At 61.9% G+C, this 21,608-nt stretch carries 15 protein-coding genes; 9 read left to right on the top strand and 6 right to left on the bottom strand.

Features of this window, described 5'->3' with window-relative positions; genetic code table 11:
- Positions 1-49 precede the first annotated feature (49 nt).
- The 4 genes from IC234_RS05195 (at position 50) to rny (ending at position 4,337) form a co-directional block, all read left to right on the top strand.
- Positions 50-1,618 carry a hypothetical protein gene (locus IC234_RS05195; RefSeq protein WP_190922796.1) on the top strand — a complete coding sequence of 523 codons (1,569 nt, stop codon included), beginning with the start codon at positions 50-52 and terminating at the stop codon, positions 1,616-1,618.
- Positions 1,619-1,883: 265 nt separating this feature from the next.
- Positions 1,884-2,180 (top strand): hypothetical protein, encoded by a 297-nt coding sequence (locus IC234_RS05190; RefSeq protein WP_190922795.1) that lies wholly within the window; start codon positions 1,884-1,886, stop codon positions 2,178-2,180.
- Positions 2,181-2,220: 40 nt separating this feature from the next.
- Positions 2,221-2,514, top strand: a complete 294-nt coding sequence (locus tag IC234_RS05185; protein ID WP_190922794.1) for a cell division protein ZapA — start codon at positions 2,221-2,223, stop codon at positions 2,512-2,514.
- A 134-nt stretch (positions 2,515-2,648) separates the two neighbouring features.
- Positions 2,649-4,337: a ribonuclease Y gene (rny, locus tag IC234_RS05180; RefSeq protein ID WP_190922793.1), complete on the top strand. Its 1,689-nt coding sequence runs from the start codon at positions 2,649-2,651 to the stop codon at positions 4,335-4,337.
- A 136-nt stretch (positions 4,338-4,473) separates the two neighbouring features.
- Here the strand turns inward: rny and IC234_RS05175 are convergent, their stop codons facing one another.
- Positions 4,474-5,247 (bottom strand): hypothetical protein, encoded by a 774-nt coding sequence (locus tag IC234_RS05175; RefSeq protein ID WP_190922792.1) that lies wholly within the window; start codon positions 5,245-5,247, stop codon positions 4,474-4,476.
- Positions 5,248-5,662: 415 nt separating this feature from the next.
- Here IC234_RS05175 and IC234_RS05170 point away from each other — a divergent pair, with 415 nt between their 5' ends.
- The 3 genes from IC234_RS05170 to IC234_RS05160 all read left to right on the top strand — a co-directional run bounded on the left by IC234_RS05170 (position 5,663) and on the right by IC234_RS05160 (position 8,647).
- A complete protein-coding gene (locus IC234_RS05170; protein ID WP_190922791.1) occupies positions 5,663-6,646 on the top strand; it encodes an N-acetylmuramoyl-L-alanine amidase in 984 nt (327 codons plus the stop codon).
- Between the two features lie 74 nt (positions 6,647-6,720).
- A complete protein-coding gene (locus tag IC234_RS05165) occupies positions 6,721-7,959 on the top strand; it encodes a pyridoxal phosphate-dependent aminotransferase (RefSeq protein WP_190922790.1) in 1,239 nt (412 codons plus the stop codon).
- Positions 7,960-7,984: 25 nt separating this feature from the next.
- Entirely contained in the window at positions 7,985-8,647 is a 663-nt protein-coding gene (locus IC234_RS05160; protein ID WP_190922789.1) for a cytochrome b/b6 domain-containing protein, read from the top strand.
- A gap of 68 nt (positions 8,648-8,715) precedes the next feature.
- Here the strand turns inward: IC234_RS05160 and IC234_RS05155 are convergent, their stop codons facing one another.
- From IC234_RS05155 to IC234_RS05140, 4 genes are all read right to left on the bottom strand, one after another.
- Positions 8,716-9,861 (bottom strand): Gfo/Idh/MocA family protein, encoded by a 1,146-nt coding sequence (locus IC234_RS05155; RefSeq protein WP_190922788.1) that lies wholly within the window; start codon positions 9,859-9,861, stop codon positions 8,716-8,718.
- Positions 9,862-10,124: 263 nt separating this feature from the next.
- The gene (locus tag IC234_RS05150) at positions 10,125-12,479 is read right to left on the bottom strand and encodes a M1 family metallopeptidase (protein ID WP_190922787.1); all 2,355 of its coding nucleotides are present in this window, start codon (positions 12,477-12,479) and stop codon (positions 10,125-10,127) included.
- Between the two features lie 123 nt (positions 12,480-12,602).
- Positions 12,603-13,196: a HupE/UreJ family protein gene (locus tag IC234_RS05145; RefSeq protein WP_190922786.1), complete on the bottom strand. Its 594-nt coding sequence runs from the start codon at positions 13,194-13,196 to the stop codon at positions 12,603-12,605.
- 114 nt (positions 13,197-13,310) lie between these two features.
- Complete coding sequence (locus IC234_RS05140) at positions 13,311-18,239, bottom strand: Ig-like domain-containing protein (RefSeq protein WP_190922785.1); 4,929 nt, start codon at positions 18,237-18,239, stop codon at positions 13,311-13,313.
- A gap of 524 nt (positions 18,240-18,763) precedes the next feature.
- Here IC234_RS05140 and IC234_RS05135 point away from each other — a divergent pair.
- On the top strand, positions 18,764-19,243 hold the full coding sequence (locus tag IC234_RS05135; protein WP_190922784.1) for a hypothetical protein: 480 nt from the start codon (positions 18,764-18,766) through the stop codon (positions 19,241-19,243).
- A 120-nt stretch (positions 19,244-19,363) separates the two neighbouring features.
- A complete protein-coding gene (locus tag IC234_RS05130; RefSeq protein ID WP_190922783.1) occupies positions 19,364-19,771 on the top strand; it encodes a hypothetical protein in 408 nt (135 codons plus the stop codon).
- Positions 19,772-19,839: 68 nt separating this feature from the next.
- On the opposite strand, the gene IC234_RS05125 is transcribed toward IC234_RS05130, so the two are convergent.
- Positions 19,840-21,519: a hypothetical protein gene (locus IC234_RS05125; protein WP_190922782.1), complete on the bottom strand. Its 1,680-nt coding sequence runs from the start codon at positions 21,517-21,519 to the stop codon at positions 19,840-19,842.
- Positions 21,520-21,608: the final 89 nt, after the last annotated feature.

Here is a 21,608-nt window from a genome sequence, read left to right as displayed (position 1 = left end):
TAAGGCAGAGCTTTGGCCCATCCATTCGCTCACCTTTTTACCCGCTTCCATGAAAAAGGCATACCTTCTACCAACCCTGCTCGGCGCCTGTTTGTGGCTGGCCAGCTGCTCGTCCAACACTTCCAACACCGAAACCGAGACGACGACCAGCGCCCCGGCCGCCGCCCCCGGCGACACGGCCCGCGACAAGCTGGCGGCCCGGCCCGGGCCCAACGTGCAGGCCGTGACGCTGCCCAACCCGGGCATTCCCGGCTTTACCTTTCCGGAAGACAGCAGCGTCATCAACGGCTGGATTCGGAACCGCGACGCCGCCCAAATCAGCCGCCACGGCTGGGGTATCTGGACGGCCCTGTCCTTGCCAACGCCCCAACGCCTCAACGGCGACACCCTGCGCGTGTACGAAACCTGGCCCACCAAAGACGAGGTGGACGCCGCCCAGCAGGCTGCTCCCAAAGCCAACCTGCGGGCCCTGCTGCTGCAGCGCCCCACGCCCCGCCGCCGGCTGAACCGGCCCCGCCAGCTGTTCCGCGACCCGGACTTCCGCAAGGGGCTGAAGGCCCGGGCCAAAGTGGCCAGCGCCCACGCCATGACCGCCGACTCGCAGGAAGACGTATTCGAATCGGTGAGCTACGACCCGGTGGCGGCCTCCTTCATCGTGCAGAACAAGCTGTTTTGGGCCTCGACGCTGCAGGGCCTGATAGACAAAGGCCAGGGCGACATTCCGCAGCTGCCCCGCGAAGCCATTGCCATCAAGCCCGTGTACGAGGTGGTGCCCGGCGGCAAGCGCGGCCGTGGCCTGTACCAGATGAAGGTGTGGACCGGCACCACCAGCGCCCGCATCCCCTTCGGCCAGGAAAAATGGTCGAGCTGCGTGTACGTCGACACCGCCAACGGCGGCAAGGGCCAGGGACAAGTGAGCCCGGGCTGTGCCCCCGCCACCCCGGCCACCACCTACAACCTGCGCGACTTCGTGCACTTCAAGCTCACGGCAGCCGAAGCCGCGGCCATGAACGCCGAACTCGACCCCGGCACGCCGCCCGTGGCCTACGCCGGCGACTACGCCATTCTGGTGGCCATGCACATCACCACCAAAGAAATCAAGCGCTGGACCTGGCAAACCATGTGGTGGGCGCCCAACCCCGACCGTGCCCCGCTGCCCAGCACCCCCGGCGTGGTGGCCCAGCGCCCGGCCCAGCTCGTGGGGGCGCCGCGCCACTACGCCATGGCCATCTCCTACCAGATGATTGACCCAGTGCAGCCCTTTGCCGGCGGCCAAAGCGTGGGCCAGTCCATCTACGTGTTCAACCCCTACCTGGAAGCCGGTTTCGGGCCGGGCACGTTCAGCAACAGCGCCCACCTGCGGGAGCCCTCCCGGGTGGTCACCAACGGCTTGGTGGTTGTCAACGACGTGGGCGTGCGCACCAACTGCATGAGCTGCCACGCCGAGGCCAGCTTCACGCCCTTCGCGGCCATCACGTCCAAAAAGATGCTCCCGCTCGGTTACCTCGGCGATACTTATGTGGACATGGGCAGCCCCAAATTCAAAGGCCGCCTGCGGACTGATTTCCTGTGGTCGATTGCCGACATGGCCTCCGCGCCACCGGATTCGCTGAAGTAGCCGCGCCGAAGGGTGGCTTGCCGCTCGATTGAACGTCATGCGGCGCTTGCCGAAGTACCTCTACCGCGAGAGTAAATCAATTACTTGCGCGGGGGAGATGCTTCGGCAAGCGCCGCATGACGTTCGGCTTTTGCGACTGACGGACCGTTGCGCCTGCTCTGCTCTCAAAGGCAAACCTCTCTGAGGCACAAGCCGCGAGCAAGTGCCGGGTAAAGCGTAGCTTTCGGCCCGCCGCTTTATCTTCACCCAAAAATTAATCCCGACCGTGGCCTCCTCCCAACAACTTGCGCAACTCGACCGCCTGGAGCGGCAGATTACCACCTTAGTGGCTGCCTATCAGGAACTGCGCGAGGAGCTGGCCGACGCCAACACCACCATTCAGCAGCTGCGCGCCGACGTGCGCGAGAAGGACCGGCAGCTCAAGGAGCGACAAAACCAGGAAAATATTGTTAAACTTGTACACACCATAGCTGGGGAACCCACCCACGCCAACGAACTTAAACTGCGCCTCAACGAATACATCCGCGAACTGGACAAGTGTCTTGCCTATTTGAGAGACTAACCCGACTGAACCCCTCACCCTGAGCCCTAATCATCGCTGTATGAGCGAGCTAGCCATCAAAATTCGTATTGCTGACCGGGACTATCCCATGCGCGTGGACGTGCAGGACGAGGAACGGCTGCGCCTGGCCGGACGGCTGCTGGGCGACAAGCTGCGCGAATTTCGGGAAGGCTACGGCATTCAGGACAAGCAGGACTTGCTGGCCATGGTCGCCCTGGCCACCATGGCCGACCAATTGAAAGTGAGCAAGGAAAAGGATGGCACCGATGCGGCGCTGACCGAACGGCTCGCTCGTTTCGACGAGCTGCTATCAGGCGTGGTGCTGGCGGGCTAAGCGTAGCCCCGCCCGGCACCCACACACTCGTTGGCCCGGTTGGGCGGCGCGGCAATCGGCCGCTTCCGCTTAGCCCGGGCACTTCTGTTCTACCTGGTTATGGTTTTTTCACCCACCCCAAAAACCATAATTCCATGTCACCCATCATATTGTACTGTATACTGACCGCGGTGGTCGCCCTTGTGGCGGGCATCGTGGTGGGTAGACAGCTGGCCGGCAAAGCCCGGCTGGACCACGAGGGCGAGGCGCAAGCCCGTGCTCAGCAAATCCTCCGCGAGGCCGAGGAGAAAGGCAACCGCCTTCGCGACGAGAAAATCAAGCAGGCCGACGAGCGCCTGGAGCAGTCGAAGAACAAGTTCAAGACGCTGCGCAACGAGTTTGACACCGAAAGCCGCCGCCTCAAGCAGGCCCTCGACCAAGAACTGACCGAACGCCGCCAGGGCGTGGTGGAGCAAGAGCAAAGCATCAAGCTGCTCACCGAAACCACCCAGCGCCAGCTGGAGCAGCTGCAGAAGAAAGAAGCCGACCTGGAGCGCCAGCGCGAAAAGAACCAGACCGATACCCAGCAGCTGCGCGACAAGCTCGAAGCCCAGGCCGAAAAGCGCCGCATCGACCACGAAGAGGCCATGGCCGAGCTAGAAGCCCGGCAGCGCGAGGCCGACGAGCAGCTGCACACCGTGCAGCGCCAGCTCGAAACCATCGCCAACCTGACCGCCGCCGAAGCCCGCGAGCAGCTGGTGGAAAGCCTGAAAAACGAGGCCCAGATTCAGGCCAGCTCCTACATCAAGGACACCGTGGCCCAGGCCAAGCTCACGGCCACCAAAGATGCCAAGAAGATTGTGCTGGAAACCATTCAGCGCACCGCTTCGGAGCACGCCATCGAGAACTGCGTGTCGATTTTCAACATTGAAAGCGACGACGTGAAGGGCAAAATCATCGGCCGCGAGGGCCGCAACATCCGCGCGCTGGAAGCCGCCACGGGCGTCGAAATCATCGTGGACGACACGCCGGAGGCCATCATCATCTCGGGTTTTGACCCGGTGCGCCGCGAAATTGCCCGCCTCTCCTTGCACTTGCTGGTGAAGGACGGCCGCATTCACCCGGCCCGCGTGGAGGAGATTGTGGCCAAAACCCGCAAGAACATTGAGGAAGAAATCGTCGAAATCGGCGAGAAAACCATCATCGACCTCGGCATCCACGGCCTGCACCCGGAGCTGATTAAGATGGTGGGCCGGATGCGTTTCCGCTCCTCCTACGGCCAGAACCTGCTGCAGCACAGCCGCGAAGTGGCCAACCTCTGCGCCACCATGGCCGCCGAGATGGGCCTCGACGTGAAGAAAGCCAAGCGCGCTGGCCTGCTCCACGACATCGGCAAGGTGAGCACCGAGGAGCCCGAGCTGCCCCACGCCATTCTGGGCATGGAGATGGCCAAGAAGTGGAAAGAGCACCCCGACGTGGTGAATGCCATCGGGGCTCACCACGACGAGATTGAGATGACGGCCATGATTTCGCCGCTCGTGCAGGCCTGTGACGCCATTTCGGGCTCGCGCCCCGGCGCCCGCCGCGAGATGATGGAAAGCTACATCAAGCGCCTCAAGCAGCTCGAAGAAACGGCCAACGGCTTCAAGGGCGTGAACCAATGCTTCGCCATTCAGGCCGGCCGCGAGCTGCGCGTGATGGTGGACGCCGAGAACGTGACCGACGAGCGCGCCGCCGAGCTGAGCTTCGAGATTTCGCAAAAAATCGAGAAGGAAATGCAGTACCCCGGCCAGATTAAAATCACCGTGATTCGGGAGATGCGCGCCGTGGCGTATGCCAAGTAAGCTGTAGCGCAGGTTTTGGCTTGCAGCTGCTGCAATGAAAACGCCCCCGCGACTTGTGTTGCGGGGGCGTTTTTTGGTTGAATAGCTTGGGATAGGAGCCACGACAGCTTCCCGACCAGCCAGCACGGCTATCGGTTCAATTCGCGGTTGCGGTTGATGCCCGCGGCTTGCTTAACTGAAACCGGTATTGGGCCTGCACCCCCACATAGCTAAAGCGAGTGGCCACGGTATTTTCGTAGTACACCGGGTCGATGGTGCGGCCTTGTTCCCAGACCACTGTCCGCAGCTCGAAGCGCTGCAAATCGCGGAGCCCGATGCTCGCCAACGCTTGCACCGCCACAAAGTGCCGGGCACTTAACGCCCATTCATGGCCCACGCCGGCCCGTAGCCCCACCCGGTACGGATTACCCCCATTAACGCGCAACGAGCCGACAATCCCCGGCCCACTCAGCTGAGTGGGGTCGGAACCGCTGAAAGAGAAACCTGAAATGCCGAGTATCGACCCGATGTACACCATGTCCAGCCCGACGCTCGTAAACCAAAGCCGGTTGGGATGTGCCAGTTTATAGTAATGCTGCCGGGCGACCAAGGCGAATTCAAGAGCATCTTGTCTAGTGGAGGCAACATTGGCGTAGTCGCCACGATTCCCACGGTAGTCGCGCTGCGTTTTGAACGCAAGTCCATAGGATGTCAGGGCAACGGTGGCCTGCAAGGCAGCCCTAGGCGACAGGCTAACCGCCGTGCCCACCCCCCACCCCCGATGCATTTGGGGAACCAAGCTCAGGCGGGAACTCACCAACGCATCATCGGCAAAACGGGCTTGCATGCCGTGGGCCTGCCCGGCCAGTAGCAGGGAGAACGAGCGTTGGGCGGAAGCACGGCCCGGTAAGGCCGCGAGGAGCAAAAACACAAGGCACCTATTGTAACGTGAGCGCGTGTTCATTGGCATTGCTTACCGTCTATTCGGATAACTATCGGCACATGAGCAAAACGTTGATTATAAAGCTGCATAATACGTTGCCAATTATAAGCAATTGTAAATTAACAGGGCACTAACAAGCCCGTAGCCTTTTCGAATGAATTAACACAATTGAACTAATGGCTTGGTCGCATAGCCCAATTGCTACGTGCTAGGGTTGCGCTATATAGTGCCGCGCTCCGATTAAAACCATTATAGCCCAAGAAATGCGCGCCGTAGCGTATGCCAAATAGCGTGTAGCGAGCCTTAGCTTGCGCGCCAGTTTGAAACCTCAGAAGCCTCCGTGATGAAAGTTGCGGGGGCTTTTTCGTGGAACGTGGGCCTCGGGCGCCGTAATTTCACCGCAATGAAAATTCGTTTGACCGCCAGTGCCGTGCAGCTACTGGCTGCGGCAGCGCTGGCCGCCTGCGCCGCCCAGCGCAACCCCTACGCCGCCACCAACAAATCCTACAAAGCGCAGGTGAAGGCCTACGCCAAGGCTCTGCGCGCCACGCCCGTGCCCACGCCCGGCGCCGACAGCCTGCTGCAGGGCGCCTACTGGGTGGGCACCACCAATTTTAACCTGCGCAAGCCCAACTATGTCATCATTCACCACACAGCGCAGGACTCCACGGCCCAGACGCTCAAGACGTTTACGCTGCCGCGCACGCAGGTGAGCGCGCACTACGTTATTGGGCGCGACGGGCGGGTGTTTCACATGCTGAACGACTACCTGCGCGCTTGGCACGGCGGCGCGGCCAAGTGGGGCAACACCACCGACATCAACTCGTCGTCCATCGGCATTGAGCTGGATAACAACGGCACCGAGCCGTTTTCGGAGCCGCAGATTGCCAGCTTGTTGCGCGTGTTGACGGGCTTGAAGCGGACTTACGGCATTCCCACGGCCAACTTTGTGGGCCACGCCGACATTGCGCCGACGCGCAAAAACGACCCCAGCGCCTTATTCCCCTGGAAGCGCCTGGCCGACAACGGCTTCGGCCTGTGGTACGACCCCGGCCCGCTGCCCAGCCCGTTTGGGGCCGACAGCGCGGCCGCCCTGGCCAGCCGCCTGCTTATTCCAACCCAGCCCACGCCCGACGACGCAGCCCCCGCGCCCCTCCCGCCCCTGCCCACCGACACGAGCAAAGTCGACGCCCAGCTGGCCCGCCTCAATGGGCCCATCACCACGTTCAACCCGCGCGAGGCGTTGCGCATCATTGGCTACGACACCAAGGACCTGGCGGCGGCCATTCGGGCGTTCAAGCTGCATTTCATTCAGCAAAACGTGGGCGGGCCGCTCACCGAGGCCGACAACCGCATTCTCTATAATCTGTATAAGAAGTGCTTGTAAGCGGCCGGGGGCCGCTATATTTAGCCAATACTGCGCTGCGGCGGCCGCGGCCGCCCGGGGCTTAAATTGATTGTATGCCAGATGTTTCCCAGCGCGGGCAGGCCATGCCCGTCTCGCCGTTTCGCAAGCTGCTGCCCTATGCCGAAGCCGCCCGCCAACAGGGCAAGATTGTATACCCGCTGAACATTGGCCAGCCCGACGTGCTTACGCCGCCCGAAATGCTGGAGGCCGTGCGCACCGCCGACATCACCGTGCTGGGCTACGCGCCCGGCGCGGGCACCGAGAGCTACCGCCGCAAGCTCGAAACCTACTATCAGCGCGCTGGCATTCCGGCTCGGTTCGAGGATATTATGGTGACCACGGCGGGCAGCGAGGCCATCCACTTCGCCCTGCTCTCTTGCCTCAATCCCGGCGATGAAATCATCATTGCCGAGCCTTTCTACGGCACCTACACGGCTTTCGCCATTGCGGCGGGGGTAAATATCGTGGCCGTCACGGCTCACATCGAAGACGGCTTTGCGCTGCCGCCGCTGGCCGATTTTGAGGCTGTGATTACGGAGCGCACCCGCGCCATCCTCGTCTGCAACCCCAGCAACCCCACCGGCTACGTGTACCGGCGCGACGAGTTGGAAGCCCTACTGGGCCTTTGCCAGCGGCACAACTTGTTTCTTATTTCCGACGAAGCCTACCGCGAATACTGCTACGACGGTGCCCGGGCCACCAGCGCCCTGAGCCTGCCCGGCGGCGAGCAGCACGTGGTGATGGTGGACACCATCTCGAAGCGCTACAGCGCCTGCGGGGCCCGCGTGGGCGCGCTCGTCACGCGCAACGCCGACTTGTGGCAGGCGGCCTTCCACTTCGGCCAGATGCGGGTGTGCCCGCCGGTGCTGGAGATGCTGGCCGCCGAAGCCGCCGCCGACCTGCCCGCCTCATACTTCGACGGCACCCGCGCCGAGTACCAGGACCGGCGCGACCTCACGGTGGGCCGCCTGCGCGCCATGCCCGGCGTGACCTGCCCCGTGCCGGGCGGCGCCTTCTACGTGGTGGCCCGCCTGCCTGTGGACGATGCCCAGAAGTTTGGCCAGTGGCTTTTGGAAGAGTTCACCTACCACAACCAAACGCTGATGCTTTCGCCGGCCAACGGCTTCTACCACACGCCGGGCCTGGGCCGGCAGGAAGTGCGCCTGGCCTACGTCATCAACCTGACCGATTTGGCGGCGGCCCTCGACTGCCTGGCCCAGGCGCTGCTCGAATACCCCGGCCGCACCGAACCAGTGCCCGCCGCCTTCGTAGAAGCTGCCACCACCTCTTGACTTTTTAATCTCTTTTTAATTTCAGATGGATACCCGCATTGTGCCTGCCGTCGAAGTACCCACCAAAGATTACCGCGGCACGCTGCGGTTTTGGCACTGGGCCAATGCGCTGCTTATCAGCCTGCAGCTGATGACCATTCTGTTTCAGAAGGTGATTGTGAAAGCCAAAACGGCGGTGCCGGAGCTGCAGTCGTCGGGCAAGGACGTGTCGGTGCCGCAGGCACGCGAGCTGGCCCACATCATCAGCGAACGAATCTGGGCCTGGCATATCTACTTCGGCTGGACGCTGGTGGCACTGTGGGTGTTTCGATTGGGCTTGCAGCTCACGGGCCCCTCGGAACTGCGCTTTTCGGCCCGACTGATGGAAATCCTGCGCCGCTACCGCCTAGCCCCGCCGGCCGACAAAAGCAAAGCCGGTAAAATCCTGTTTGCCAAAACCACCTACGCCTTGTTCTACCTGTTTATTACCATCATGGTGGTCACGGGCCTGATTCTCATTTTTGAGGACGTGTCGTGGCTGCGCGGCATCCATCACCTGGCCGAGGAAACGCACAACGTGACGATGTACCTCATCATCGGCTTCATTCTGATTCACGTGGTGGGGGTGGTATGGGCCGAAATGAAAGAGGACCACGGGCTGATTTCGCGCATGGTGGGCGGCGAGGCCCCGAAGGGGCAACAAGGCTAGGAAGTCAGCAGGGTCGTCATGCAGCGCGCAGCGAAGCATGACCGGCTGGTTTCCGTTGCTTCAATAGCTTAGCGGCTGTTGGTTTTATCCAGCACGGCCACCACGTCTTTGGTTGATACTTTCTGACCCGTTTCGGCGGCGCGGTAGATGGCGGAGAGTAGCTGAATGTCGCGCAGGCCCATCTCGCCGGGCACGCGGGTTGGCTTGTTATGGAGGATGCAGTCGGCGAAATCGTCCATCTGGCGGGCCTGTTGCGGCACGTTGGGCAGATTCATGGGGCCTCGGCTGGTGCGGCCTTCGATGCCGTCGTAGTAGAAGGCGGGCTGCAGTTCCAGCCAGCCGTTGGCGGCTTCGGCGCGCAGGCGGCTGCTCAGGTTCTGGCCGTAGCTGGTGCGGCAGTCGGCCACGGCACCGTCGGCGAACTGCATTTGCCAGTTCAGCCCCTCCTCCACTTCCTTGAAGAGCGTGGGGTTGGTTTTGGGCTCGAACTTGGCCGTGACGGACACCGGCAGCTGGCCTTTGGTATAAATGACGCCCTGCACGCAGTAGATGCCCATGTCCATCAGCGGGCCCCCGCCGGCCAGTCGCTTGCTCACCCGCCACGGCGTGTCGTTGTTGAAGCGAAAACCGTTGTCGGCGGCCAGGTGGGTGATGCGACCAAAGGCCTGCGACTGGCCCAGACGCATTATTTCCTGATGGTGCGGCTCGAAATGCAGCCGGTAGCCGATGCTGAATTTCTTGCCGGCCTTTTGCATGGCGGCTATCATGCGCCGGCAGTCTTCGGCCGATGTCGCCATGGGCTTCTCGCAAATAACGTGCTTGCCGGCCCGGGCGGCCCGCTCCACGTACTCGGCGTGCAAGCCCACCGGCAGTACCACGTACACGATGTCGATGGCCGGGTTATCGGCAATGCGGTCGAAGGTTTGGTAGTTGTAGATGTTGGCGTCGGGCAGATTGTACTGCTGCTTCCACTGCGCGGCTTTGGCGGGCGTGCCGGTCACGATGCCGGCCAGCCGGCACAGCTTGGTTTGCTGCAGCGCGGGCGCCAACTGGCCGGTGCTGTACTTGCCCAGGCCCACCAGCGCCACGCCCAGCGGCTTGGCCGCCGGCCGCGCCAGCACTGAAGTACCTACTAGCGAGGCCCCTACTCCCAACGACAACGTGCGGATAAACTCGCGGCGGGAAGCGGCGGAAATGCGGTCAAACTCATTCATGGCGGCAGGTTTTGGGTTCACTCCAAAGTACCTGATTCACGGACTCATGGTTGCGGCCTTTGCTGTACCGCGGGCGTAGTTTGTCTATCATTGCGCGCGCAGCGCGGCAATCCTTCCAGTTCTCAGCACCCCACTTTGAGAGGTGACAAACCCAACAAAAAAGCCCCGACACTATACGGTGTCGGGGCTTTTTCACATTAGAAAGCTAGTCGCTGAGAACAGACGGATTGGTTCGCTGCGCTCGCAATGACAGCTGGTCCGCTCTATTGGCCGCTGCCCACGGGCTTTTGTTCCAGCTTCTGCATGGGGCTGGTGGTGCGGCTGGTTTGCTGCTGCATGGGGTTCGCAGGGGCCTGGAACTGCTGCTGGAACAGCTCGAAGCGCGAGGCGGCGGGCTGGCGCGGGAAGGCGTTGTTGCTCACATCCGTGTCGGCCGTTTGCTGGAAGGGGTCGATGACGAAGCTGATGACCGGCTTTTTCGTCACGATGACCTTCGTGACCTGAGCGTTGTTTTTGCGCCAGATTTCGGCCGGAATGGTCTGGATTTCCTGCGAGTTGTCGGCGTAAGTCATCTGCAGCACCACCGGCATCACGAGGCCGCCCACGTTGCGCAGGCTCAGCTCGTAGAAGTTCTGGGTGTCGCCGAGGCGCTGCTTTTGCTCGTCGGTGAGGGTGCCCAGGTAGGCGGTGTAGCGCTGCTGGTCGGCGGGCGTCACGGCCAAGGGGTCGTAGCTGTTGTAGAAATCCTTCAGCTCGGGCTTCTCGTCCACCAGCGTCTGCTTGATGTCGGTGGCGTTGCGCTGGGCCGTGATGGACTGCGGCGCGGCGGCCTTCAGCTGCTGCAGGCGGGCGTTTTCCACCTGCGGGTTTTTGGTGCTCACGTTGTAGGCCTTCACCGATTCGAGGCTGATGTCGGTGTGGTCGATGGTGTAGAACCAGCCGCGCCAGAACCAGTCCAGGTCCACCGCCGAGGCGTCTTCCATGGTGCGGAAGAAGTCGGCCGGCGTGGGGTGCTTGTAGGCCCAGCGCTGGGCGTAGGTCTTGAAGGCGTAGTCGAACAGCTCGCGGCCCATCACCGTTTCGCGCAGGATGTTGAGTGCCGTGGCGGGCTTGCCGTAGGCGTTGTTGCCGAACTGCAGCGCCGACTCCGAGTTAATCATAATCGGGGTTTGCAGGGTCTTATCCGTGGCCATGTAGGCCGTGATGTTGCGGGGCTCGCCGCGGCGGCTGGGGTAGTTGCGCTCCCACTCCTGCTCGGTCAGGAACTGCACGAAGGAGTTCAGGCCCTCATCCATCCAGGTCCACTGCCGCTCGTCGGAGTTCACAATCATCGGGAAGAAGTTGTGGCCCACTTCGTGGATAATCACCGAAATCATTCCGTATTTCCGCTCGGCCGAGTAGGTGCCGTCCTTCTCGGGCCGGCCGCCGTTGAAGCAAATCATGGGGTACTCCATGCCGCCAATGGCCCCGTGCACCGAAATGGCGACCGGGTAGGCGTAGGGAATGGTGAATTTCGAGTAGGTTTTGATGGTGTGGGCCACCACCTGCGTCGAGTACTGGCCCCACAGCGGGTTGCCTTCTTTGGGGTAGTAGCTCATGCACAGCACGGGCTTGCCGCTCTGCGTTATTTGCATGGCGTCCCAGATGAATTTGCGCGAGCTGCACCAGGCAAAGTCGCGCACGTTTTTGGCCACGTAGGTCCAGGTTTTGGTGCCAGTGGCGCGGCTGCCTTCGGCTTTCGTGGCCTCGTCCTGGGTCACGATGAGCACGGGCTTCTTGGCATTTTTGGCCTCGGCCATGCGCTTCAGCTGCGCGGCGCTCATCACCTGGGCGGCGTTTTGCAAGGTGCCGGTGGCGCCCACCACGTGGTCGGCCGGCGCGGTGATGCTCACCTTGTAGTCGCCGAAGGGCAGCGTGAATTCGCCGTTGCCGAGGAACTGCTTGTGCTGCCAGCCCTGGTTGTCGGAGTACACGGCCATGCGGGGGTAGAACTGGGCCATCTCGTAGAGGTAGTTCTTATCGGCCGGGAAGTACTCGTAGCCGCAGCGGCCGCCCTTGGTGGCGTCGTTGATGTTGTAGTGCCACTTCACGTTGAACGACACCGACTGGCGCGGCTGCAGCGGCGTGGGCAGGTCCACGCGCATCATGGTGTGGTTCGTGACGGTGTGCAGGGCCTTGCCGTCCTTGCTGGTCACGCTCTCAATACGGAAACCGCCGTCAAAGTCGTCCACCAGCCCTTCGAGGGTTTGGAAGGTCACCTTGTCGCTCAGCGAATTCACCTCGGTGGCCGTCGTCATCGAGTTTTTGTCCCAGATGTTCTGGTCGAGCTGCACCCAGAGGTAAGGCAGCGCATCGGGCGAGAGGTTGGTGTAGGTGATGGTTTCGCGGCCGGTGAGGGCCTGCTTGGCGTCGTCGAGGGTGACTTTGATGTCGTAGTCGGCGCGCTGCTGCCAGTAGTCGGGGCCGGGGGCGCCGCTGGCGGTGCGGTAGCTATTGGGGGTCGGCAGCATCGTTTCGAGCTGCGCGAATTTGTCGGTGCCGGAGTTGGTGGTTTGCGCAGCGGCGGGCAGCAAGCCCGTCAGCGCCAGCCCCAAGCCAGCAAATAGAAAACGACGCATAGAGAACATGAAAATGAGAAAACCGAAAGGAATAACGGCCGAGACCGGTAAGGTCTGCGAATTTACGACAGGGTTGCGCCCCAACCTCGCAATTTTGGCCAATGCATTGCTGGCTACCGGGCGCTAGGGCCACAGCTGCTGCACCAGCAGCACCGTGGCAATGCCCAGCGCCGCGCCGCTGGTGGTGAGCAGCCAGTCGCGCCGGGCCACGCGCAGGCTGCCCAGCAGCACCGCCCCCAGCAGCAGGATGACGCTCACAATCAGAACCTGACCCATTTCCACGCCCACGTTAAAGGCAAACAATTCCTCCACCGGCCGGCTGTTGGCCCCAAGTAAGGCCCGCAGGTAGCTCGAAAACCCCAGCCCGTGCACCAACCCAAAAACCAGGGCCAACACGTTGGGCACGGCAGCAAATACGGGTGTCCGCCGCGTAATGAGCCGGCCGGCGCCGCGCATGTTGAGCAAAGCCGTGACCATGATGGTAACCGGAATCAGCGCCTCAATCACGGCCGGACTGAAGTTCACCACGCCCAGCGTGGCCAGCGCCAGCGTGAGCGAGTGCCCCACCGTGAAACTCGTGACCAGGGCCAGCACCCGCCGCCAGTCGTTCAGCACGTAGGGCGCGCACAGCGCCAGCAAGAACGTGAGGTGGTCGGCCGCGCGCGGCGTGCAAATGTGCAGGAAGCCGAGCTGCAGGTAAGTCTGAAAAACGGACATACTGCAAAGCTACGGAACGGCAAAAGACCCGCGCAGCAGGTCAATACGTCTCATCCAGAAGCAAAAAAGCCCTGGCCAGCGTTGGCCAGGGCTTTTTAAAGCACTGAAGGGAGGCTATTGCTTCACCACGCGGCGCGTGTCGAGGCCGCCCTCCGTTTTCACGCGGAGGATGTACACGCCCGACGCCAACTGCGTCAGGTCGAGGGCTTGCATGGCGGTGCCGGTCGAGGCCGGCACGGCGGCCGCGAACACCACCTGGCCCAGCGCATTCAGCACGGTCAGTTCCGAGGCGTGGCGGTAGCCGGTCAGTTCCACGGTGAGGCGGCCGTCGTGCGTGGGGTTCGGGTACACGCTCAGCGAAGTGCCGGCCAGCGGCTTCACGCTAGAAGTAACCACCAGGGCAGCGGAGGGCAGCGAGACGCAGCCGTTGGCGTTGGTGGTGGTCACGGTGTAGGCGCCGAGCTGGGCCGGGGTGCCGGTGAGCACCAACGTCTGGCCCGTGGCGCCGGCGACGGCCGTGGTGGTCGTGCCGACGGTCAGGTACCACTGGTTGCCCGTGGCCGCGCTCGAAGTGAGCGTGGTCGTGGTGCCGTTGTAAGTGGCCGTGATGGTCGGCGTGGCCGGCCGCGGGTTCACCGTGACGGTGACGGTGGCCGTGGCCGAGCAGCCCCCGGCGTTGGTGGCCGTCAGCGTATACGTTTGGGTAATGGGCGCACCGGTCGTGTTAGGCAGCGTCACGGTGGGCTGCGCAACGGTAGCGCTGCTCAGGCCCGTGGCCGGGCTCCAAGCATAGGTAGTGCCGGCCAAGGCCGCCGTACCGAGCGTAGCTGTAGCTCCGCCGCAGATGGTCACGGCCGGGCCCGCGTTGGCAATGGCCGCCGGAGCCACGGTCACGGTAGCCGTGGCCGTAACGGCCACACAGCCACCAGCCGCGGCCACCGTATTGGTCACGGTGTAAGTGCCAGGCGTCGAAGAAGCCAGCGTAATGGCGCCCGTGGTGGCATTAAGCGTCAGGCCCGTAGTCGAGGTGAACGTGCCAGCGGTGGCGCCCGCAGCCAGGGAAACGGTTGGGTTGGTGGTGCCGCTCACGCAGAACGTGGGCGTGCCCGTGCCGTAGCTGAACGTGGCCACCGGGGCCGCCGTCACCGTCACCGATGCCGTGGCCGACGAGGGGCAGGTGCCGCCCACGCTATACGTCACGGTGTAAGTGCCGGGCGTTGAAGACGAAAGCGTGATGGCGCCCGTGGTGGCGTTGATGGTCAAGCCCGTGGTCGAAGAGAACGTCCCGCCGGCCGTACCCGTCACCGTCGCAACGGGATTGGTGGTACCGCTCACGCAGTAGGTAGCGGCCGGATACGTGAACGTCGCCGTGGTAGCCGGATTCACCGTCACGGTGGTAGCCGCTGAGGTAGCCGAGCAGCCATTTCCGTTGGTTACGACTACCGTGTACGAGCCCGCGGCCGTGGCCGTGAAGGTATTGGTAGCCGAAGCCGCCCCCAGGCTGGTGGTGCCGTTGAGGAACTGATACGTGTTGCCCGTGCCGGCCGGGGCCGTGAGCACCACCGAACCGCCCGCGCAGAACGTCGTCGGCGTGGTGGCAGTCAACGTAGCCGTGGGGGCGGCGTTGATGGTCACGCTGGTGGTGGCCGTGGCCGCTGCACAGCCGCCCGCGGCCGCAATGGTGTTGGTCACGGTATAGGTGCCGGCCGTGGAGGTAGCCAAGTTGATGGCGCCCGTGGTGACATCGATAGTCAGGCCGGTGGTGGAAGAGAACGTACCGCCGCTGGCGCCCGTGGCAAAGACGGGGGCGGGAGTGGCCGTGCCACCGGCGCAGTACGAGTTATTGGCGTACGAAAAAGTAGCCACCGGCGCGCTCGACACCGTGACAGTGGCCGTGGCCGACGAGGGGCAGCTACCGCCCACCGCGTAGGTCACCGTGTAAGTTCCCAGCGTGCTGGCGCTCAGGTTGATTACCCCGGTAGTAGCATTGATGCTCAGGCCGGTAGTCGAGGAGAACGTGCCGCCGGCAGTGCCCGAAATGCTGGGCGTGGGATTGGTACCGCTCTGGCAAAAGGTTGAGCCCGTGTAAGCAAACGTCGCCGTGGTAGCCGGGTTCACCGTCACGGTGGTAGCCGCTGAGGTAGCCGAGCAGCCATTTCCGTTGGTTACGACTACCGTGTACGAGCCCGCAGCCGTGGCCGTGAAGGTATTGGTAGCCGAAGCCGCCCCGAGGCTAGTGGTGCCATTAAAGAATTGATACGTATTACCGGTGCCGGCCGGGGCCGTCAGCACCACCGAACCGCCCGCGCAGAACGTCGTCGGCGTGGTCGTGGCCAGCGTGGCCGTGGGCGCCGGGTTTACAGTCACCGTTACGGGGGCCGAGAACACCGTGCGGTTGTCCGCCGTCAGAATAACGGCGCGGAAGGTAGTAGTAGCCGTCAGGTTGGTGAAGGCCAGGGTGGCGCCGGTGTTGGTGCCGGGCACGTCCACGAAGCCCGCGCCGCTGTCGGCCTGGTACTTCACCACGGTGCCCACGTTGTTGGCCAGCGTGAGGGTGCCTGCGTTGGTACCCGCGCACACGGCGGGCACTGAAGAAGCCAGCGTGCCACCTTCGGTGTTGGCCAGCACGAAAAAGTCGTTGCCGGGCGTCAGGGGCAGGGTCGAAACCAGGCCGGTGGTGGGCGTAGTGGCCGCCGCGCCGCCAATGGAGGCATAAGCGCCGGCCGCCGTGGGGGCCTGCGCCACCACCGCCGTAGCAGCGTTGCCTACCACGTCATCGGCCCCGTAGCTCAGCTGCACCGTGGCGGTGGCGGGCAGGTTGGCAGTGTTTTCGAGGCGCACGTAGCGCGTGGGGTTCAGGTTGGTGACAGGCGAAACGCCCGTGCCGCCGGTGGCCCCGTTGATGACCGTGGCGGTGAACGTCTGGTCGGCCGCGGTGGTAATGCCCGACACCAGCACCGGACGGAAACCGGCCGCGTCGCCCACGGCAAACAGGCGCGATACCGCGGTTGCACTGTTCACGGTGACGCCAAACGGCCCTTTCACGTAAGCCGTGGCCGAGCCCGCCGGCATCACCGTGGTGGCGCTGCCGCTGATGAGCCGGTTGCCAGCCGAAGTCGTTACAATACCCGCAAGCAGGCTAATCGAACTGGATGACGCCGATGGCCCCACCACGGTCAGGTCGCCGCCAGCCACCGTGATGCCCTGCGGATTGTTGAAATCTGCGTAGTAGAGAATGCGCGAAGCCGGCACCTCCACGCCCGTGGTGCGAGCGGCCAGCTCGGGGTTGTAAATCAAATACAGCCCGCTGGTCGACACGTCGAAAGTGGGAGCCACGTCAAAGTTGCCAGCCGAAGAGGTGGGGTTGGTCAGACCAAAAGAGATAACGGCCAGCGCCGTCGTGCTGCTCTGCACCGTCAGGTTGTTGGAGCTGATGACATTGCCGCGGAACATGGCCACGTTGCGCGTGGTGATGGGCATGCCCACCGTTACACCCGTGCTGCTGTTCTGAAAGGTGATTTGCAGTAAGGGGCTGGTCACCGTGCCCGTGCCGCTGATGCTTTGGGCCGTTGTGCCTTGGAAGTAGAGGCGGCTGCCGGTGGCCGTGCCGGTCAGGGTGCCGTTGTTGGTGATGGTAGCGCCTAGCTGCAGCAAAATGGCGCCATTCAGGTTCAGCGTGGTGCCGGGGTTAATCAGTACTGTGCCAAAGGGGTTGGTCTGGCCGGCGAGCAGCACGCTCTTGGGGTTCGTGGTGTTGTCGATGGTCAGGTTGGGCAGGTTGCCCCGCATCCGGAAATCGAAGTTGGTGGCCGTGGCAGTCGTGCCCGCGTTCACGGTGCCGCCGGTGTAGGCGTAGGTACCCGCCACGTAGTAGTCGAGCGGCGTGGTGGCCGTGCTGCGCTGCACCAGGTTGATGGTGCCGCCCGAAATGGTGGTGGTGCCGTTCACACCGAACGAGGGAGTGGCCGACGTGTTGCCTACGGTGCTCACGTTGATGGTGCCGGCACTCAAGGTGAAAGTCATGGTGCCCGTTACAGAGGAGGCGCCCGTGAAATTGGTGAAGCGCCCCACCGTGGTAAGCGTGCCGCCTTCCATGGTGTACACGGCGTTGGCGCCGAAGGTGATGGAATTGCCGATGCTGCTGCCCACGTTAAAAGTACCGGCCGTAATCCGCAACAAGCCGTTCACCGTGGGCGAGCCCGTTTGGGCGGCCACCGTGAAGTTGGGGTTGTTCAGCCAGAAGCCGCCGGTGGCCGGAATGAAGTAGGCCGCCGCGTTGATGAAAACGCGGTTGTTAAACGTGCCGGTGCCCGAAATCTTCAAGGTTCCGGTCATGTCGTCCACTGTGTTGGTGGTGATGCGCGTGGAGAGGAAGCCGGTGGTCGTGGTGGCGCTGCCCTGCACTGTAAACGTAGGCAGAGTCATCTCCACCACGTCGGCCCGCACCGATTTGGCCAGCGAAACGGTTTGCAGGTCGGTGGTACCCGTGCCCGAGAAGGTGGCGTTGCCGGCGCCGGTGAAGCGCAGGTCGGAGCCAATGGTGCTGCTGGTACTTAGGTCCAGGATACCGTTGTTGGTCACGTTGCCGGCCACTTGCAGCACGTAGGCCGTGGTGGTCGAGGTCAGCAGCGAGCCCGTGGCGGCTACCGTGAGCGAGGCCACCGAAGCGGCCACGTCCAGCGTCACGGTAGCACCCGCCACGATGGTTACGTCGTCGGTGGCCGCCGGCACCACGCCGCCCACCCAGGTGGCCGGGGCGCTCCAGTTGCCGCCCGCAGCGGTAGAACTAATGGCGGCCAAGCCTTTGTGGGCCGCTGTGCTTTTGGCAGGCATCAGCACTGGGCCCACAGCCGCCGACACAGGCCGGGGCACTTGCACTTCGGCCGCTGGCCGCAACATGGCGCGGTCCTGCGCATGAGCGCCCAGCGTGCACAAGCCAAGCGCCGCAACGAGCAGCGGCCGGCACATCCGGACAGCTCCGGCGGCGGGGCGTTGAATAAATGAACCGACTGAGGTGCCGGCCGACAGTAGATGCTGCTTCATGAGAAAGGGAAAAATTGAGGAAATAGGAGGAACAAACGATTGCGGGAATCCAGCGAAATGGACAAGTGGCGAAAAATGGTGGACAGCAGTAATGACAAGAGATGCCTCAAGAAGCGGATGCCACGGCACCCGGTGTCTGTGTTTCAGATTAATACACTATCGAGGCAAGTGCAGGGTAAAGATGGTGGATGCCTGAAGCTTTATTGCCGTGGCGGACAAATTATTTTTCCGCTATTCCCGACGCCAGAAAACCAGGCTTTTTCTGACGTTGCTGGGGTAGTTTGAACGGATAAAGCGCCTGCCTGCAGGAAAGCATCTTAAACTAAAAAGTTGAATTTATCAGACTTTACAAATTGCTTGCAACAATCTTGAAAAATAAGCTTATTGCATTAAAAACGCCAATTTATGTAGATTTTACCTGCTTAAAACCTGACTTTACATCATGAGGGCAAACATTTGGCAGCGGGGAAAATGCCCTCTTACTTCGTCCCATCATTCAACCAACCCATTTCACCCCCGCTGCCATGTTTCGCCACACGCTGCTCCTCGTCCTGCTTGCCGGTTCTGCATCGGCCCAAACCCTCGCCCCCGCTGCCGCTCCCGCCGACACGGCCCTGACCACGGCGGCTGCTCCGGCAGGCCGCACGGCCGCCGACACGGTGCGCGCCCTCCACCGCCTATTTGCCAAGCGCCGCAAAGTGGGCGGCATCCTCACCATGGGCGCCGTGGCCGCCGATGTGGTGGCCGCCGGCGCCTCGGCCGCCGCCGAAGGCCGCCCCACCAGTTCCGGGGGGGCCTATGGCCTGGGCGTGGGCAGCTTCAACCTGGGGTTTGGCGGGTTTGCCTTTATCTATGGCGTGGTGGCGGCGCCCGTGATGGGCGTGGGCATTCAGCAGCTCATCGCCTACGGCCCCAAGCGCGAAGCCAAAATTGTGGCTCAATACGAAACCAATCGCCATTTACCGGCCAAAATTCGCCGGCAGCTGCGCCGCTACCTGCGGTAGCGAAGGGCGCCAGAGGCCGCGGCGGCGCCGACCGCAGCCGACGTCAGCCCCCGCCGTGTAGCTTTGTTGGGAAAACTGTCCTATTTCCAACCAGCTACAAAATCGGCGCAAACGACGTCCATGAAAAAACTTCTACTCAGCGCTGGCCTTGTACTGAGCCTCGGCATTAGCGCCCACTCCCAGCAGCCGGCCGGCCCCGAAACCATGCGTACGCACGCCGACACGGTGCAGGCCCTGCACAACCTCTTCCGCAAGCACCGCACCGGCGGCGTCGTATGGACGGGCATCGGCGCGGCCGTGGCCGGGCGCGTGGCCATAGCCAGCGCCTCCGGCGACAGTGGCGGCAATGGCGGCGGCACTGCGGTGGGCATTGGCGTGCTGGGCGGCGTACCGGCCGCCATTGGCGTGGGCAAGCTCCTGCGCTTCAGCGGCAGCCGCGAGGCGGCGGCCATTGCCGCGTACGACGCCGGCAAGCCCCTGCCCCGCTACGTGCGGCAGCGGCTGGCGACAAAGTATTTCAGCCGGTAATAGCGCCGGCAACCTCAACGAAGGGCCCCGCTGGCAGTTGCCAGCGGGGCCGTTGTGTTGGAGTGGCTTTAGAAAATTCTTATCCCTTCACCTTCAAAGACGTTGGCGCAGTCTTCCAGCTTAGGTGATATTGAGGTAAAATACTGAGTAGCCGCTTTAAGGTCGGTTAAGTAGTACAGCCTGTTTTTTTCGGCGTTGTACACCATCAACTTTGGGCTGTAAGGATATAAGCATTGCGGACCACTGTACACGAAAGTACTTACGCCCTGTGCGTTATACGTCATGCGCCGGGTTCTGACATCGGCTTTAACGGTGTCTTTGTAATGCATTGAAAGTGCGCCGCTCAAATCCCAGTCGCAATCGAACACGGGCACTGGACCCGTGTATGGACACTGCCCATCGAGGAGGACGGTGCTGCCGTGGTCGAGCCTGGGCACGATGGCGTAAATTTTTTCAAGCACCGCCCGCTGCTGCACATAGGACTGTGAGTAAAAATGTGATATCGTGCAATTGATGATGTACCCACTGCAAGCCACCCCCGCCAGCACCAGGCTGAAAGCAACGCGTCTGAGCTTTGTCGATTTAATAAGTGCACACAACAGCCCGGTACCGCCAACAAAACAAATGGCCACGCCAATTGCCGCCGCTACTGTGATTCTATTGGATATGCCAGCCGCCGAAATCTGGAAATTCGAGGTTACCAGAAATGCCGCATAACCGCCAAAATAGACTATTACCCCGACCCCTATAACTTTCAGCCAGTCAATCGATTTGATGGTGACTGCACTTATTTTAAGTAGATAATAAAAGATGGCCGCAAAGAGTATTGCTCCGATGACAAATAAGCGCGGGCTGTTGTAGTCTCTCACAATTTTCCAGACGATGACCGGCTGCTTCACGCCATACGTCCAGAAATCGTTTACAAGGGCGGCTCTGAACACCTGGGCCATGTGCCCGAAATAAGAGTCAGTGAAGCCGCCCGTTCTTTCCGACAGCAGAAATTTATACGCGATGCTCGCCACAAGCAGCAAACCGTTGCAGAAGAGCAAAGCACTGAGTGGGCTGCTGCTCGAGTCGCCACGCAAAGCCTCTTGTCGGGCCTGAATGCGGTATAATATATAAAAATTAACGATAAAAATTGGCAGGGCGACTTCATACGCCAGCGCACAGACCAGCACGCTGAAGCCACTGATAGCCAGCCATACATTCCAACGCCTGGCATTTTCTGCGGCCCTTATGTACCGCAGGCCGGCGTACAAGTTCAACAAGAGAAACACAATGCTGATGTTGGCGCAGTAGCTGGCCAGCCAAAAGCGTGTGGTAGAGTAATGAGGTAGCATTGCATAGACCAAAGGCAACGCAACTGCGACAGCGCGGGGCACTTTCAGACGCATCAGCGTCAAGTAAAACAGGAGCGTGCCCGCAATAAGAATCAGGGCATTGGAGATGTGATACCCCAGTGGGTCATCGCCAAAAAGCCAATATAAAACTGCAAAATCAAGCCATTGCACGGGCCTGACAATGAACCCGTTATTGTGAAAAGCATAATATATGATGGTAGCTAGGCCCTGGCCTTTTGCGCCGGCAATTGTGCTCAACACCCACCAATCATCGCTGTAAAAGCCCAGGCTTTGCACAAAATAACCCTGCAGCGCAACCACCATTACGGCTAAGAATATCAGGTCGGCTGTCTTCCTCCTTCTGTCAGTGGCTTCGAGGCTTGCCTTTACAGAAATGGTTTCACTCACGACCATAGTGCAGGGTGCTTTCTACCTACTGAGTGAAATGCACTACACAATTATAATACTTTATTAGTAAATTTTTGCATTTATTTATA

The organism is Hymenobacter armeniacus, from assembly GCF_014699055.1.
In the GTDB taxonomy this organism is placed as follows: Bacteria; Bacteroidota; Bacteroidia; order Cytophagales; family Hymenobacteraceae; genus Hymenobacter; species Hymenobacter armeniacus.
Note: the sequence above shows the minus strand (reverse complement) of the source record. Positions and strands in the feature narration are given on the sequence as shown.

Coding starts and splice junctions, on each gene's coding strand:
- IC234_RS05140 (WP_190922785.1), bottom strand. CDS start 18,239: ATGAAGCAGCATCTACTGTCGGCCGGCACCTCAGTCGGTTCATTTATT.
- rny (WP_190922793.1), top strand. CDS start 2,649: ATGTCACCCATCATATTGTACTGTATACTGACCGCGGTGGTCGCCCTT.
- IC234_RS05150 (WP_190922787.1), bottom strand. CDS start 12,479: ATGCGTCGTTTTCTATTTGCTGGCTTGGGGCTGGCGCTGACGGGCTTG.
- IC234_RS05160 (WP_190922789.1), top strand. CDS start 7,985: ATGGATACCCGCATTGTGCCTGCCGTCGAAGTACCCACCAAAGATTAC.
- IC234_RS05145 (WP_190922786.1), bottom strand. CDS start 13,196: ATGTCCGTTTTTCAGACTTACCTGCAGCTCGGCTTCCTGCACATTTGC.
- IC234_RS05170 (WP_190922791.1), top strand. CDS start 5,663: ATGAAAATTCGTTTGACCGCCAGTGCCGTGCAGCTACTGGCTGCGGCA.
- IC234_RS05155 (WP_190922788.1), bottom strand. CDS start 9,861: ATGAATGAGTTTGACCGCATTTCCGCCGCTTCCCGCCGCGAGTTTATC.
- IC234_RS05135 (WP_190922784.1), top strand. CDS start 18,764: ATGTTTCGCCACACGCTGCTCCTCGTCCTGCTTGCCGGTTCTGCATCG.
- IC234_RS05165 (WP_190922790.1), top strand. CDS start 6,721: ATGCCAGATGTTTCCCAGCGCGGGCAGGCCATGCCCGTCTCGCCGTTT.
- IC234_RS05185 (WP_190922794.1), top strand. CDS start 2,221: ATGAGCGAGCTAGCCATCAAAATTCGTATTGCTGACCGGGACTATCCC.
- IC234_RS05130 (WP_190922783.1), top strand. CDS start 19,364: ATGAAAAAACTTCTACTCAGCGCTGGCCTTGTACTGAGCCTCGGCATT.
- IC234_RS05195 (WP_190922796.1), top strand. CDS start 50: ATGAAAAAGGCATACCTTCTACCAACCCTGCTCGGCGCCTGTTTGTGG.